General features: G+C 68.4%; 13 protein-coding genes and 1 pseudogene. 7 read left to right on the plus strand and 7 right to left on the minus strand.

Annotated elements, in window-relative coordinates; genetic code table 11:
- Positions 1-122 precede the first annotated feature (122 nt).
- The 3 genes from MKCMC460_RS02870 (at position 123) to MKCMC460_RS02880 (ending at position 3,522) form a co-directional block, all read left to right on the plus strand.
- Positions 123-992 carry an oxygenase MpaB family protein gene (locus MKCMC460_RS02870; RefSeq protein ID WP_236984565.1) on the plus strand — a complete coding sequence of 290 codons (870 nt, stop codon included), beginning with the start codon at positions 123-125 and terminating at the stop codon, positions 990-992.
- Positions 993-1,055: 63 nt separating this feature from the next.
- Complete coding sequence (locus MKCMC460_RS02875) at positions 1,056-2,162, plus strand: AMP-binding protein (RefSeq protein WP_236979850.1); 1,107 nt, start codon at positions 1,056-1,058, stop codon at positions 2,160-2,162.
- On the plus strand, positions 2,152-3,522 hold the full coding sequence (locus MKCMC460_RS02880) for an aldehyde dehydrogenase family protein (RefSeq protein ID WP_236979852.1): 1,371 nt from the start codon (positions 2,152-2,154) through the stop codon (positions 3,520-3,522). Before MKCMC460_RS02875 ends, MKCMC460_RS02880 begins: the two co-directional genes overlap by 11 nt.
- Before the next feature lie 12 nt (positions 3,523-3,534).
- On the opposite strand, the gene rpsR is transcribed toward MKCMC460_RS02880, so the two are convergent.
- The 4 genes from rpsR to rpmB are packed head-to-tail and all read right to left on the minus strand — an operon-like array spanning position 3,535 to position 4,496.
- A complete protein-coding gene (gene rpsR, locus MKCMC460_RS02885) occupies positions 3,535-3,789 on the minus strand; it encodes a 30S ribosomal protein S18 (RefSeq protein ID WP_236979854.1) in 255 nt (84 codons plus the stop codon).
- Complete coding sequence (gene rpsN, locus MKCMC460_RS02890) at positions 3,790-4,095, minus strand: 30S ribosomal protein S14 (protein ID WP_236979862.1); 306 nt, start codon at positions 4,093-4,095, stop codon at positions 3,790-3,792. It lies immediately after the preceding gene.
- Positions 4,096-4,260 (minus strand): 50S ribosomal protein L33, encoded by a 165-nt coding sequence (gene rpmG, locus MKCMC460_RS02895; RefSeq protein WP_236979864.1) that lies wholly within the window; start codon positions 4,258-4,260, stop codon positions 4,096-4,098. It lies immediately after the preceding gene.
- Positions 4,260-4,496 (minus strand): 50S ribosomal protein L28, encoded by a 237-nt coding sequence (rpmB, locus tag MKCMC460_RS02900; RefSeq protein WP_236979867.1) that lies wholly within the window; start codon positions 4,494-4,496, stop codon positions 4,260-4,262. Before rpmB ends, rpmG begins: the two co-directional genes overlap by 1 nt.
- 77 nt (positions 4,497-4,573) lie before the next feature.
- Between rpmB and mrf the strand changes: the two genes are divergently transcribed.
- From mrf to MKCMC460_RS02915, 3 genes are all read left to right on the plus strand, one after another.
- Positions 4,574-5,770, plus strand: a complete 1,197-nt coding sequence (gene mrf / locus MKCMC460_RS02905; protein WP_236979875.1) for a ribosome hibernation factor-recruiting GTPase MRF — start codon at positions 4,574-4,576, stop codon at positions 5,768-5,770.
- Between the two features lie 184 nt (positions 5,771-5,954).
- On the plus strand, positions 5,955-6,845 hold the full coding sequence (locus MKCMC460_RS02910; protein WP_238305300.1) for an SDR family NAD(P)-dependent oxidoreductase: 891 nt from the start codon (positions 5,955-5,957) through the stop codon (positions 6,843-6,845).
- Entirely contained in the window at positions 6,842-8,407 is a 1,566-nt protein-coding gene (locus MKCMC460_RS02915) for an AMP-binding protein (protein ID WP_236979877.1), read from the plus strand. The genes MKCMC460_RS02910 and MKCMC460_RS02915 overlap by 4 nt, the downstream gene beginning before the upstream one ends.
- 1 nt (position 8,408) lies before the next feature.
- On the opposite strand, the gene MKCMC460_RS02920 is transcribed toward MKCMC460_RS02915, so the two are convergent.
- Complete coding sequence (locus MKCMC460_RS02920) at positions 8,409-13,262, minus strand: cation-translocating P-type ATPase (RefSeq protein WP_370653062.1); 4,854 nt, start codon at positions 13,260-13,262, stop codon at positions 8,409-8,411.
- Positions 13,263-13,342: 80 nt separating this feature from the next.
- Positions 13,343-13,471: a hypothetical protein gene (locus MKCMC460_RS31350; RefSeq protein ID WP_255735447.1), complete on the minus strand. Its 129-nt coding sequence runs from the start codon at positions 13,469-13,471 to the stop codon at positions 13,343-13,345.
- Positions 13,472-13,687: 216 nt separating this feature from the next.
- Here MKCMC460_RS31350 and MKCMC460_RS02925 point away from each other — a divergent pair.
- Positions 13,688-14,034, plus strand: a pseudogene (locus tag MKCMC460_RS02925) (DUF899 family protein).
- A gap of 35 nt (positions 14,035-14,069) precedes the next feature.
- On the opposite strand, the gene MKCMC460_RS02930 reads toward MKCMC460_RS02925, so the two are convergent.
- Complete coding sequence (locus MKCMC460_RS02930; RefSeq protein WP_238305301.1) at positions 14,070-14,294, minus strand: hypothetical protein; 225 nt, start codon at positions 14,292-14,294, stop codon at positions 14,070-14,072.
- Positions 14,295-14,326 lie beyond the last annotated feature (32 nt).

Genomic DNA, 14,326 nt, shown 5'->3' on the forward strand with positions numbered 1-14,326 from the left:
CGACCCGCCACGAGGAGTTCGTGATGACCGCTGAGCTTGACCTACAGCACGGCGGGCGGCAGCATCAGCCGGCCTGTCGCGCCGACGATGATTTCGAGACCGGTATCCGCGAAGCCGTCCCCATGCTGGTCGACGAGATCGCTGACGCTGCCCCGGTGCTGGGCCCCGATTCGCTGATCTGGAAGTTCTACGGCGACCACCGCACCCAGATCTTCGGCTTCCAGCGGGTCGCGGGCACCGAGAACTGCATCGAACAACTCGGGCAGGGAGTGCTAGACCACTCGGTGATCTTCAGCGACACCCTCGGCCGGGCCAAGCGCACCGCGCCACCGCTGATGAAGACCGTCTACTCCGCTGACCCACACAAGTGGGGCCGCACCGTGCGGGATTTCCACAAGCCGATCAAGGGCACCATCAGCGACGGCTCGCGGTACCACGCACTGAACCCCGAACTGTTCTATTGGGCGCACGCCACTTTCGTGGACCAGGTTCTGTACACGGCGGACATGTTCATCCGCCGGCTCACCCACGCCGAGAAGGAGCAGATCTTCGCCGAGAGCAAGGTCTGGTACGCCCTCTACGGCGTCAGCGACCGGGGCCAGCCGCAGACCTACGACGAATTCGTCGCGTACTGGGACGGCATGCTGGACCGTTTCGTGCCGCACAAGACGGTGTTGTACGGCACCGGCTACCTGCGCAAGGGCATCCCGGGGCCGCGCCGCATCCCCGGCCCCATCTGGAAGGTCTTGTCCGCACCGCTGAACGCCTACGCGCGGCTGGTGATCGTTGGGACCTGCCCGCCGCAGATGCGTGAGGTATGCGAACTGCCGTGGGATGCCAAGAAGGAGAAGCGGTTTCAGCGCTTCGCCGCGGTGATGCGGGCATTGAACCCGCTGATCAACCGGTTGCCGTTGCGCCTTATCTACACGAGCTGGGCCGCCGAAGCCTGGGAACGCACCGGCACCGATCCGCGCAAGATCAACAACAACTGAACGCAGCCGGAACAGCTGAAAGCCCGGTGGCTCACCGATCGGTGATACGACAGGATCGGGCTCATGGCCGATCCCGTTGCTGGCAATGATTTTTCGTTGCTCGAGGTACCCAGGTCGACGCCAGTCGACGACCCCGATGCGTATCTGCGTGCCGCGATCGCCTGGCACTTCGGCGCCGAGACCGGAAGCGCCTTCTGGTTGCACGCGGCGAAAACCCTGGACTTCGACCCGCTGACCGACATCGCGACATTCGCCGATCTGGCGCTGTTCCCCAACCTCGTCAACGAGTTGCGCACCGCGCCGGTCGAGGACCTCATTCCCCGCGGATACGGGTCGCCGCCGCCGGTGCCGCAGATCTTCGAATCGGGCGGCACCACCGGGCCGCCCAAACGCACCGCGCAGCTGCCGGACTGGGTTGAGCAGGTGATCCAATGGCAGACCGAGGATTTCACCGTCGGCGGCTTCGTGGCGGGACGCGGCTTCCTGTGCATGATGCCCAGCGGCCCGCACGGGGTGGGGTTCTTTTCGCGGCTGGTTTCACAGCGACTGGGCTCGGTGTTCCACGCGATCGACATCGATCCGCGCTGGGTTAAGAAACTCACCGCCCGCAACGCCGCCGCCGAGGTGTCGGCTTACCTCGACCATCTGGTCGAGCAGGCCGTCTTCGTGCTGCGGACGCAGCGCGTGGCGAATCTGCACACCACACCACCGCTGCTGGAGGCGATGGCCCGTGACGACAGGGTGGTGGACCTGCTGAACGAGAAGGTTCGTTACCTACTGCTCAGTGGCGCGCACGTGGACCCCGACACCCTCGACGTGCTGCGCGACGTCTTACCCGGCACGGTCATCGCAATGGCGTTCGGCAGCACCATGATTCTGTCGCAGGCGACTACCCGGACTGACAGTGCGGGGCACTTCGTGTTCGACCCACGCTCCCCGTACGTCGCATTCCGTGTGGTGGATCCGGAATCGGGTGCGCAGGTGCCCTACGGGCAGCGGGGTCAGGTGGTGATGAGCCACATCAGCAAGGGCATGTTCATTCCGAACAACCTCGAGCGTGACTGCGCCGTCCGGGTGCCGGGACCCGTTGGGCAAGTGGGTGACTCGCTGTGCGCGGTACAGCCGGTGGCCACCTTCGACGGCGAGGAGGTCATCGAAGGTGTGTACTGACACGCTGCATATCGACGCGCTCGGGATCGACGGCGACTTCCGGACCCGCAACCGCGAGAAGTTGACCTGTGCCGATCCGGTCGTAGAACTGAGCCTGGTTCCACCGCTGTATGTGTCGCGTACCATCAGCGCGCAGCGCAAGACAGCGCCGCTGCCGGCGGGGCAACGCGAAGCGGCACTGGCCGCGGCGGCCGACATTTTCGCCGGCAGTCTGGTCGCGGGTCTGGACTTCGAGTCGTATGTCGGTGCGGCCAGCCGAATTTCGGGTCTACCGGTCGCCGTGGTCCGCGCTGGGGCCCGCGGTGTAGCCGAGGCGGTGGCCTCGGCGTTCGACGCGGTACACCAGGCTCAGCCGGTTGGCGCAGTGGCCGATTGGCATGACGAGCACGCCCGGTCCGGTGGTGCGGTGTGGGTGCGGCGCGGCGAGGTGCTCGCCGTGCACGCCGCCGGCAACGGGCCCGGCGTCCACGGGCTGTGGCCACAAGCGCTGGCGCTGGGCTATCGGGTGGCCATCCGCCCATCACGGCGTGAGCCGCTGACCGCGCATCGACTGGTCAATGCGTTGCGGCAAGCTGGGTTTCGCGCCTGCGATGCGGTGTTCTTGCCCTGCGAACATCGGGGTGCCGACGAGATGATCCGGTCGGCCGACATCGCCATGGTCTATGGCGGTCAGGACGTGGTGGACAGGTACGCCCGCGATCCGACGGTGCTCGTCAACGGACCGGGCCGCACCAAGATCCTGATCACCGCGGACCGTGACTGGGGCGACTACCTGGATGTGATCATCGATTCGATCGCCGGCCTCGGTGGAGTCGCGTGCGTCAACACCACCGCCGTTCTCTGCGAGGGTGACCCGGAACCGCTGGCGCGGGCAATCGCCGACCGGCTGGCCGCGATCCAACCGCTGCCGGCCTTCGACGAACGCGCGATGCTGCCCACCCAGCCCGTCGAGCAGGCGAGGCAGCTGGTCGAGTATCTGGCCGCCAAGGCGGCCGGCACCACCCCGTTACTCGGCGCCGATCAGGTGGTCGCTGCGGTGGGGGACGGTTGTGCGGCATTGCGGCCGGCCGTCCACTTGATGGCGCGGCCCGACGTCGACACGCTCAATGTCGAGCTGCCGTTCCCGTGCGTCTGGGTGGCGCCGTGGTCGCGGGATGATGGCGTCGATCCCCTGCGAAACTCATTGGTGCTCAACCTGATAACCGGAGATCAACAGTTGGTTGACACCCTGGTGGCCGAGCCTACGGTGAGCAATGTCTACCTCGGTCGACACCCGACCCACTATGGCGCACCGGATGTTCCGCATGACGGGTTCTTGGCGGATGGGCTGATGCGCAACAAGGGTTTTGTCCGCGACTGACGGGTCGAGCACTCAGGGCGTGGAAATGTATGGCAGTAACGCCATCTCGCGGGCATTCTTGATTGCGGTCGCGACCTGGCGTTGTTGCTGGGCGGTCAACCCGGTGACGCGCCTGGACCGGATCTTGCCGCGTTCGGAGACGAACAGCCGCAGTGTTTTCGTGTCCTTGTAGTCCACAACGGCGAGGCCGAGGCTCGTCAGCAGGTTCCGTCTCGGCGTCGACGGTTTGACGATGCTACGCGCTGTGCGTTTCGGTCGGTGCGCCATCTACCAACTCGCCTTGCGTACGCCGGGCAACTGTCCCTGATGAGCCAGTTCGCGCACCCGCACCCGAGACAAACCGAACTTGCGCAGGTGGCCCCGGGGTCGCCCGTCGATCGAGTCGCGATTTCGCAACCGCACCGGACTGGCGTCCCGCGGCTGCCGGGCGAGAGCCTGCTGGGCGAGTAACCGCTGCTCCGGGCTGCTGGCCGGTGACCGAATGACTTTCTTGAGCTCTGCTCGCCGTTCGGCGTACCTTGCGACGGTTTCGCGCCGCTGCATGTCCTTGACGATCTTGGATTTCTTCGCCATTCAGCGCTCCTCGCGAAACTCGACGTGCCGGCGCAGCACGGGGTCGTACTTCTTCAGCACCAGGCGATCGGGGTCGTTTCGCCGGTTCTTGCGGGTGATGTAGGTATAGCCGGTTCCCGCGGTCGAACGCAGTTTCACGATCGGACGAATCTCGTTGCGCGCCATCAGATACGCGTTCCCGCCCGGCGCAGCCGCGCGACGACGGCCTCGATGCCGTCGCGATCGATCACCTTGATGCCCTTCGTGCTGACCCGTAACTTCACCCGCCTGTCCTCCGACGGCAAGTAATAGGTTTTCGTCTGCAGATTGGGCGACCAGCGCCGCCGCGTCCTGCGATGTGAATGCGAGACCGCGTTACCGAAACCGACTGTGCGGCCGGTGACTTGACAGCGCGCGGACATGTAGAGCCTCCTGTTTAGACAACCTGCGAATGGCACTGTAGCCTTAATGAAAACGATTTTCAATAAGGGGTGCAGTGATGCGAACTGAGGTGGTGCTGGTGGCCGGCCAGGGTGCTACCGACGATGTGGCGGGCACGCTGTTGCGGCAGCCGGGTACCGCGGTGGTGGAGCACCGTTTCGACGGCCATGTGGTGCGCCGAACCGTCATCACGTTGAACCGCGGCGAACTCACCACGATCGAGGAGGCGCTGGAGTTGGCGCACGGCTGCCTTGCCTGCACTATCCGCAACGATCTGCTGGTGTTGCTGCGCAAGTTGCACCGTCGCTCCAATGTGGACCGCATCGTCGTGCACCTGGCGCCCTGGCTGGAACCCGAACCCGTGTGCTGGGCGATCAACCACGTTCCGGTGCGGGTCGGGCCGGGTTATCCGGACGGCCCGGCGGGCCGCGACGTTCGGATCGGCGGGGTTGTCACGTGCATCGACACGCAGCGGTGGCTGACCCAGTCCCTCGGCGACGAGGGGTTGCCGGACGGACGCACGGTGGCCCAAGCGACCGTCGGCCAGGCAGAGTTCGCCGACTTGTTGGTGCTGACCCAGCCCGAACCCAGCACGCTGGCCGTATTGCGCCGACTGGCCCCGCGCGCGCGGATCACCGTCGGCACCGATCGCGTCGAACTCGCGCTGGCGCACCTCGACGAACATTCACGCCGGGGCCGCAGCGATTCGCCGCATGCACCGCTGCTGGCCGGCCTGCCGCCCTTGAACTCCGAGGGGAGGGTCGCGATCGTCGAGTTCAACGCGCGCCGCCCCTTCCGACCGGAACGGCTGCATGACGCCGTCGACCGACTGCTCGACGGCGTCGTCCGGACCCGCGGGCGGTTGTGGCTGGCGAACCGTCCCGATCACGTCATGTGGCTGGAATCTGCCGGCGGCGGCCTGCGGGTCGCCTCAGCGGGCAAATGGCTGGCCGCCATGGACATCTCGGAGGTCACCGGAGTCGACCCCGAACGGCGCCTGTTCGCAGATCTGATGTGGGAGTTCCACCATGGCGACCGGCACACCGCGATCACCGTGCTGGTCTGCGGCGCAGAGCCCGCTGAGATCACCGCGGCGTTGCAGCACGCCCTGTTGACCGACGCCGAGATGGCCGATCAAGACCAATGGGACGGTTACGACGACCCCTTCGGCGACTGGCATCAAGACCCCTGCCATGAAACTCCGGACGCCGCCGGCGAATTCACCGCCCACCGAAACGGCGGGGAGCAGGCATGAAACCCGGCATCCACCCCGACTGTCACGACGCCACCCGTCCAGTTTGACGTAGCCGGCGCGCCGTCAGGAGCGCGTTCCGAACGCAACTTGGCCGAGACGCTGGACGCGCCCGGTCGGTAGCTGCAATTGTGACCATGGGTCACGAATGGGCATGACGGGTGGAACGCTATCGAAGGACGCGCCGATGAACCTGGTTTTGCAGGCAGTTGACCGGGGTGTCGACAGATTGGCCAACCCGGCGCGGATTTCGGATCCCGACCGGCTGCGCGCAGTCGTCTCCGGCAAGACCGCCCTGGTCACCGGCGCCTCGTACGGCATCGGCGAAGCGACCGCGCGCAAGCTGGCGGCGGCCGGAGCGACCGTGCTGGTGGTGGCCCGCTCGGCTGAGCGCCTCGACGACGTGGCCGCCTCGATCACCGCCGGCGGAGGACAGGCCGTCGTCTATCCCACCGATCTGAGCGACGAGGACGCCGTCGCGCAGCTGGCCAAACAGATCAACGAGAACCACGGGCCGCTGGACGTCGTGGTGAGCAATGCCGGCAAGTCGCTGCGCCGCTCCCTGCACGAGCAGTACGACCGGCCGCACGACTTCCAGCGCACCATCGGGGTGAATTACCTGGGGCCGGTGTGGTTGCTGCTGGGCATCCTGCCGTTGATGCGCGAGGCGGGCCGCGGGCAGATCGTGAACGTGTCGAGTGTCGGCGTGCGCGTGGCTCCCGGGCCGCAGTGGGGGGCCTACCAGGCCTCCAAGGGCGCATTCGATCGCTGGCTGCGTAGCGTCGCGCCGGAACTGCAACTTGACGGCATCGACGTGTCCACCATCTACTTCGCGCTGGTCCGCACCCGGATGATCGAACCCACTCCGCTGCTGAGCCGGTTTCCGGGGCTGACGCCGGACCAGGCCGCCGACGCGGTCGCCCAGGCGATCATCGAGCGGCCCCGCACCAACGAACCGCCTTGGGTCTGGCCGGCCGAACTGGCCTCGGTGCTGCTGGCCGGACCGGCCGAACGGGCCGCCCGGATCTGGTACCGCCGGTTCTTCTCCGCAGCCGAGAGCAAGCAGGACCGGTCATGACCGACAGCGTCGTGGCCACGGCGATCCGCGCGGTGATGTCTTCGGGACTGCTCGGTCCGCCCGGGCCCGCAGCGGCGCTGCGCGTGCTCCGCGAGGCAGCGCGGGGCGGCACCAACCTGTACACCTTGCTCGCAGTCGCAGCGGCCCGATGGCCGGACCGGACGGCGATCATCGACGACGACGGTGTGCTGAGTTACTCTGAGCTGCAAGAGATTACCGAATCGCTCGCCCGCACGCTGCTCGAAGCCGGGGTGAGGGCGGGCAAGCCCGTGGGAATCATGTGCCGCAACGGCCGCAACTTCGTCGCGGCGGTCTTCGCCACCGGCCTGATAGGCGCCGACATCGTATTGGTCAACACCGAGTTCCGCGCCGACGCCCTGGCGGGCGCGCTGGCCGGCCACCAGATCCAGACGATGTTCTGCGACAACGAGTTTCTCGACCAGATCCACCACGCCTCGGATGCGATCACTGCGATCGACCCGTTGCAGGCTAAACCATGCCCCGGGTCGCGCCCCCAGGTGGCGCGTTCGGGCCGCATCGTCCTGTTGACGTCGGGCACCACCGGGGTGCCTAAAGGGGTGCCACGAACGCCGAAGGTCAGCTCGGGTCTGGGCGTCGGCGTCACCATTCTCGAACGCACCGGTCTGCACGTCGGCACCCGAATGGCCATGGCGACACCGATGTTTCACGGTCTGGGATTCGGGATGCTGACGCTGACCGTCAGCCTGGGCGGCACCATCCTGACCCACCGGCGCTTCGACGCCGAAGCCACCCTCGCGCAGGCCTCGCTGCACCGCGCCGACTCGATGAGCGCGGTGCCGATCATGCTGGCGCGGATTCTCGATCTACCGCAACGGGTGCGGGCACGAAACCCGTTGTCCTGCTTGCGGGTGGTCGTTTCCAGCGGTGACCGCCTCGAGCCCGGCCTGGCGCGGCGGTTCATGGACGCCTACGGCGACGTGGTCTACAACCTGTACGGATCGACCGAGGTGGGTATCGGGTCCCTGGCGACGCCGGCGGAGTTGCGGCGGTTCCCCGAAACGGTGGGCCGGCCCGTCGCGGGTTGCCCGGTGCGCATCTTCAGCCGCGCCGGCAGACCCGTCGGGCCGCGTGTCACCGGACGCATATTCGTTGGCGGGGAACTGAATTCGGAAGGCTATTCCGGCGGCGGCACCGAACGCAAAGCCGTCATCGACGGAATGACCAGCACCGGCGACATGGGGTACCTCGACGAAATAGGCCGGCTGTACATCGTCGGACGCGAGGACGACATGGTCGTCTCGGGCGGGGAGAACGTCTATCCCCGCGCGCTGGAGAACGCGCTGGCCGGGCATCCCGACATCGCCGAGAACGCCGTCGTCGGCGTGCCCGACGAGCAGTTCGGCAAACGGTTGGTCGCCTTCGTCGTGCCGCGCTCGGGCAGCGACGTCGACGCTGCGGGGCTACGAGAGTTCTTGAAGGGCAAGGTTTCCCGTTTCGAGCAGCCCCGGGACATCAACATCGTGAGCAGTATCCCGCGCAATCCCGCCGGCAAGGTGATCCGCCGGGAACTGTCCGGCTAGGTCAGTCCGACTCCAATTCCTGCCGCTTCTCGGACTCCAACGCCGGTGTCATCGCGCCGACCGTCTTGGACAACCATTGCGGTGCCAGCACGGAGACCACCGCAGTTCCCGCGGTGGCGCCGATCACGCCCGTCCAGGCAACCGGGCCCAGCGGAGTGCAGCCGAAGAACTGGCTGAGCACCGGCGTCTGGATGATGCCGACCAAGACCCCCGCACTGCCCAACGCGGTCGCCACCACCAGCGGACTGTGTCGGCGAGTCAGCAGCGTCTGCGCCAGCTGCGTGGTCACCAGAGCAGTCAAACCCATTGTCGAGGTACGCCTTTCGGTACCAGGAGTCCAACGCCCGATAGCCCAGGCGGTTGTTGCGCCCGCCGCGGTGACCACGCCGCGGTTGACGATCTGACGCATCAGGGCGTCGCCGAGCGACGGCTTGGGCTGCGTCAGCAACTCACGCTGACGGCTGCGGCGAGCCTCCTCGACCTCCTCTTCGGTGAGGCTCTCGTCCTCTTCGGGGTCCTCGTACTGCGAGGTCACCGCGACCGCGAGGGCGGGGAACATGTCGGTGAGCAGGTTCACCAACAGCAGCTGACGGGTGCCCACCGGCGCCCGGCCCTGGCCGAACGCCGTCCCGATGATGGTGAACAGGACCTCGCCGACGTTGCCGCCGACCAGGATGGTGACGGCGTCGCGCACCCCCGCCCACATGCTGCGACCCTCGACCAGCGCGTCGAGCAGCACGCTCAGATCGTCGTCGGTCAACACGATGTCCGCGGCGCCGCGGGCGGCCGACGAGCCGCGGCCGCTGACCCCGATGCCCACGTCGGCCATCCGGATTGCGGCGGCGTCGTTGGCGCCGTCGCCGACCATCGCGGTGACGCGGCCGGAGCGCTGCAGGGCCGCGACGATCTGCACCTTCTGTTCCGGGCTGACGCGCGCGAACACCTGGACGTCGTCGGCCAGCTTGGCGTGCCCCTCGGCGTCGATGTTGGCGAGCTCCGCGCCGGTCACCACCCGCGCGTCGGCGGGCAGGCCGAGCTGGTTGGCGATCGCCCGGGCGGTGACCGGATGGTCGCCGGTGATCAGCACGACGTTGCGATCGGCGGCCACCAGCTCCTCGATCAGCGGGCGTGACGAATCCCGGGCGGTGTCAGCCAGGCCGACATAGCCGAGCAGTTCCAGGTCGTGGGCGGCGGCGTCGACGTCATCGGCATCGGTGGCCTCGTCGGACGTGTCGTGCATCCAGGTGCGTTGCGCGACGGCGAGCACCCGCAACCCCTGCTCGGCGAGGTTCTGCACCAGCGCGTCGGCGTGCTGCCGGTCGGCCTCGGGATCGTCGAACCGGCAGCGCGGCAACACCACCTCCGGCGCGCCCTTCAGCATCAACAGCGGCGCCTGGTCGGTGCCTGCCTGGGCGCCGATCGAGGCGGCGAAACCGCGGCTGGACTCGAACGGCACCTCGGCGAGGATGGTCCAGTCGGAATCACCGTGGCCGTTGAGCGAATTGGCCGCGTTGATGATCGCTTCGTCGGTGGCGTGGGCGTGTCCCTGCCCGTCCTGCGGCTGAGTGGATGCGCGCGCGGCGGCCTGCAGTAGCGCCAGGGACTGCGGATCGCCGGGCGTGGCGAACGGACCCTCGGGGTCGGCGTCCTTCGGCACGGCGCGCACCACACGCAGCCGGTTCTCGGTGAGAGTGCCGGTCTTGTCGAAACAGATGGTGTCGACCCGGCCCAGCGCCTCGATGGTGCGCGGCGATCGCACCAGCACGCCGCGGGCGGTCAGGCGTTGCGCGGCGGCCAGCTGAGACAGGGTCGCCACCAGCGGCAGCCCCTCCGGGACCGCGGCGACGGCGATCGCGACGCCGTCGGCAACCGCCTGGCGCAGCGAGGAGCGGCGCAACAGCGCCAACCCGGTTACGGTGGCGCCGCCGGCCAGGGTCAGCGGCAGCACCTTGCTGGTCAGCTCGCGTAGCCGCGCCTGCACGCCGGCGGACGTCTCGACGTTGGCGACCGCCGAGATGGCGCGCTGCGCGGCGGTGCCGACGCCGGTGGCCACCACGATCGCGCGCGCCCGCCCCGCGACGATGGTGCTGCCCTCGAACAACATGCTCGCGCGTTCGGGGTCGTTGACCGCGACGGAGTCCACCTGCTTGTCGACGGGCAGCGACTCGCCGGTGAGGAACGACTCGTCGACCTCGAGGTCTTCGGCGACCAGGATCCGGGCGTCGGCCGGCACCACCTCGGGTGCGGCCAGGTCGATGACGTCGCCGGGGCGCAGCTTCTTGGCCGACACGGTGGCGGTGCGGGTGGCGCTGCGGGCGGCTTCCAGCCGGCGCCGCGTGGTGGCCATCGCCGGCACCACTACCCGCCGCACCAGTTGGTCCTGCTCGGCGAACAATTCCGCGGCCGCGGCCTCGGCTCGCAGCCGCTGTACCCCGCCGGTCACCGCGTTGACCGCCATGACGCCGGCCACCAGCAACGCGTCCACATTGCTGCCGACGATCGCCGATGCCGCCGCACCGACCGCCAGGATCGGGGTCAGCGGATCTGCCAGCTCGTGACGGGTGGCCACCGCCAACCGTCCCAGCGCCTGGGCCGGGCCCCGCAGTGGGGCGACCACCGGCTCGTAGGACAGGTCGTCAAGGCGGCGCCGCCAGGTCGGGGTGCCGGGTTCGACCGCCAGCGGGCGCGCACCGCCGGCCAACCGGGAGTACACGATCTCGGGGTCCAGCGCGTGCCAGGCGGTCAACGGCTGCGGGGTCGGATCGGGCAGTCGCAGCACCCGGGCGGCCGACAGCGTGCCGGACAGCAGGGCCGTCGCCCCGGCCGCGTTGACCGGGTTGAGCCAGCGCCGGAAGGTCGCCGGGTTGGCCGATCGGTTGTCCTCGCCGGTGACCAGCAACAGTCCGGCCAGCGTGGTGCCGCCCTGGGCCAGGTGTACGGCGGACTCGGTGGCCGCGCGGGCTACCGGCAGCGCGGACAGGATGCGCACCGCCGCGGCCAGGTCGGTTCCGGTGATGATGTCGGCGGTCCACGGCGTCGCCGCCCGCGGATCGTCGAGTGCGACACCCACGTCGGCGATGGCCAGGGCGGCCAGCGTGTCGGTGGAGGCGAAGTCGCGGTGCAGCGCGGTGATCAGCAGTACCGGCCCGCGGTCCCCGCGCAGCTCGCGCACCACCTTCAGCAGCGGGGTGCCCGGCGGATGCGTGGACCCGACGCTGGCCGAGAGGTCCTCGGTGCCGGCCACATGGCGCAGCACTACCCGGGCGCCGGTGCGGTGCGCGGTCTGCAGCAGCGGGATCGCGTAGGGGTCGACCTCCCACCCGACGTCCACGTGTCCGACCCGCTGGCCGTCGCAAATCAGGTCGGCATGCTCCAAGCCCTGCGCCGGCGCGGCCGACGGACTCTGTGGCCGAAGCCATTTCAATCGTGCACCGGCAGCCGGCAGTTCGTCGGGATCGGGCTCGGGTGGTTCCTCCTCGTGCAGCAGGGCGTCGGCGACCTCGTAGACACGGTCGTCGTCCCAGCCGGGTTCCTCGCCCCACGCGCTCAGCACCGCACGGTGGTCACCGCGCAGCGCGGCGCCGTCGATGACGACCACCTGCACCCGGTCCAGCCGGCGCAGCGCGCCGGGGTCCAGCACCAGCAGTCCGGCGTTGGCCAGGCCCCGGCCGAGCGTGGTGGCGAACGCCTGCCTGCCGAGGTGCGCAGCCTTCGGGACACCGGCCAGGATCGCTTCCGCAGCCTCGGCAGCGCCGCCGCCGGCGAACAGCGCGCCCGCCGCGGCGACCACCGAACCACTTGCCGCCTGGTTCACGTAATTCTCCAGGGGCCCGGCCATCGAGCCCTTCTCGGTGTCGATCGCGGCGTCGATGGCCCCGTCGACGACTACGTGAGAGGCCTCACCCGCCGCCGTCGCCGCCCAGTTGTGCCGCGGCACCTGCTCGTCTCCGGCGGACGAGAGCACCGGGACCACCGGAGCCTGCGGCCGGTCGGGAGAAGCCAGCCCGGGTTCGCGTTCGCGCCAGCGCTGCCGGTGCGCGGCCGCCTCGGAAAGCTGCAGGGTGCGCTGCACGAGATCGATGAGTGGCGTGCCCACCGACTGGCTCAGCCCGTAGGCCAGGGCCGTGGAGCCGCTGAGTGCGAGGTCGGTGCCGACCCGGCCGAGCTTGGACTCGAGAACGGCCACCACCCGCGGTTGATAATTGATCAGCGCCGCCGCGGCCCGCGCGCTGCGCGGCGCCACCGGCAGCCGGGTGAACCATCCGGTCACCGCCGCGCCCACGGCCACCGCGTCCATCGCGGCCACGGTCAGCGGCACCAGGATCGCCAGCGGGTTCGCGGGGTCCGCGAACGGCGCGGCCTGCGGCGCCGACACCGTCTCTGAGCCGGCGAGGTCCGCGGCCACCGCTGCCGCGGTATCGCGTACCTCCTCGAGCACCGCCCCGGTGTCGGCACCCTCGGCGACCTCGATGACCAGCCGACCCAGCGCGCCCTCGACATGCGCCTTCGCCACCCCGTCGATCCGGCGCACCGGCTCCTCCATCACCGCGGCGTATTCGTGCCAACGGGGAAACGGCAGCAGGGGATCGAGATCCAGATGGATACGGCGGCCGCTTTGCCAACGCACGGGCGGGGTGACCGGTTCGAGCGCGGCGTCGGAGGGACGCAGTCCGATCGCCCGCCCGGTGGTTTGGGCGACCGACTGCACCACCGGCCCTACCAGTTCGGTGACGGGGCTGGCCAGCGTCTGCACCGCATCGACCGCGCCCGCTGCGCCGTTCATGCCGGCCTGCAATGCCTGAACCGCCCCACCGGTGAGGGAGCCGACGATGTCGGCCACACCCGGGATCTTCATCCATCACCCTTCGATTAGGTCTACCGCGCCATCCTTCCGGCGCCGCGCGAAGCTGTCCACACGGCCGGTCCACCGGTGTATTACCGGTCGGGTGGCAATCCGAACGTGGGGAACAGCGTCGGTTCCAGAAATACGGTCATCGTGGCCACCCCGGCAACGCCGCCCGTGGCGTGACAGGTGTGGACCTGGATGGAATGGGCTTTCAACATGTTATCTGCGTTGCGTCGGTACTCAGCGACAGCCGGTTGGCCGACGGTTCCGCCTGCGCCGTGAATCCTGCTGCAGTGGCATGTCTGAACACATACCTGCGGCGGGCGACCCAGCAGCGCACCGATGAATTTGGACGGCGAGCCGCATCGATATTGGTGACCAAGTCGTTCGCGTCGCGGGCGCCGCAGCCCGACATTGCGCGTCTCAAGCAGCGGATGGGCCGGACGATGCCCTGGTACACCATCACCGACGGGTTCGACGCCGACTTCGGTGTGCACGAATGCACGGCACCATTTCGTTCATTCACGACGGGCCACGTGTGTTCCGTATTTACTTCGTGAACAATCGGGGCGACGAGGTGTTGGGCAACACCTGGAGCATCCCGGACATGACCGCGCTCGGGCGCCAAGGAGGACTGGAAAGGCTCCCCGCAGCGTTACCAGCAGAGCAAACCGTACGAGTGGTGGGCCTGGCACGACTGGTATGCGAGCACGTCCCGTTGCGCTGGTTCGGTGACGCCGACCCGAACGGACCGAATGACCAACGCCCGCCGCGCAATTGAGGCTCGTGGTTGCCGGACCGGGCTATTCGAAATCCCTACAGGTGTGTGTGGTCTGCCCGGCCGACGTGGTAGCCGGCGGGGAAGGACTTCTCGATGACCTGGAGTTGGTGATCCACTCTGGATTCCAGCTCGAGGACCACGCAGCCGTCACCGACCGTCTTCGACTCGAGAACTATGTACCGCTGGCCCCCGTCGGTGATGGGATCGCCCGAATGCAAATTTTCGACGGGCACCAATTCGGGGGTTCCGTGTGAGTCCACCTTTGTCACAGTAGGTGAACCGGGCTGGCGAG

This window comes from Mycobacterium sp. 20KCMC460, assembly GCF_022179425.1.
In the GTDB taxonomy this organism is placed as follows: Bacteria; Actinomycetota; Actinomycetes; order Mycobacteriales; family Mycobacteriaceae; genus Mycobacterium; species Mycobacterium kiyosense.

What these genes read in the sequence shown, in the direction of transcription:
- mrf (WP_236979875.1), top strand. Translation starts at nt 4,574, where the DNA reads ATGCGAACTGAGGTGGTGCTGGTGGCCGGCCAGGGTGCTACCGACGAT.
- rpmB (WP_236979867.1), bottom strand. Translation starts at nt 4,496, where the DNA reads ATGTCCGCGCGCTGTCAAGTCACCGGCCGCACAGTCGGTTTCGGTAAC.
- rpsR (WP_236979854.1), bottom strand. Translation starts at nt 3,789, where the DNA reads ATGGCGCACCGACCGAAACGCACAGCGCGTAGCATCGTCAAACCGTCG.
- MKCMC460_RS31350 (WP_255735447.1), bottom strand. Translation starts at nt 13,471, where the DNA reads ATGTTGAAAGCCCATTCCATCCAGGTCCACACCTGTCACGCCACGGGC.
- MKCMC460_RS02870 (WP_236984565.1), top strand. Translation starts at nt 123, where the DNA reads ATGCTGGTCGACGAGATCGCTGACGCTGCCCCGGTGCTGGGCCCCGAT.
- rpsN (WP_236979862.1), bottom strand. Translation starts at nt 4,095, where the DNA reads ATGGCGAAGAAATCCAAGATCGTCAAGGACATGCAGCGGCGCGAAACC.
- MKCMC460_RS02920 (WP_370653062.1), bottom strand. Translation starts at nt 13,262, where the DNA reads ATGAAGATCCCGGGTGTGGCCGACATCGTCGGCTCCCTCACCGGTGGG.
- rpmG (WP_236979864.1), bottom strand. Translation starts at nt 4,260, where the DNA reads ATGGCGCGCAACGAGATTCGTCCGATCGTGAAACTGCGTTCGACCGCG.
- MKCMC460_RS02915 (WP_236979877.1), top strand. Translation starts at nt 6,842, where the DNA reads ATGACCGACAGCGTCGTGGCCACGGCGATCCGCGCGGTGATGTCTTCG.
- MKCMC460_RS02910 (WP_238305300.1), top strand. Translation starts at nt 5,955, where the DNA reads ATGAACCTGGTTTTGCAGGCAGTTGACCGGGGTGTCGACAGATTGGCC.
- MKCMC460_RS02875 (WP_236979850.1), top strand. Translation starts at nt 1,056, where the DNA reads ATGGCCGATCCCGTTGCTGGCAATGATTTTTCGTTGCTCGAGGTACCC.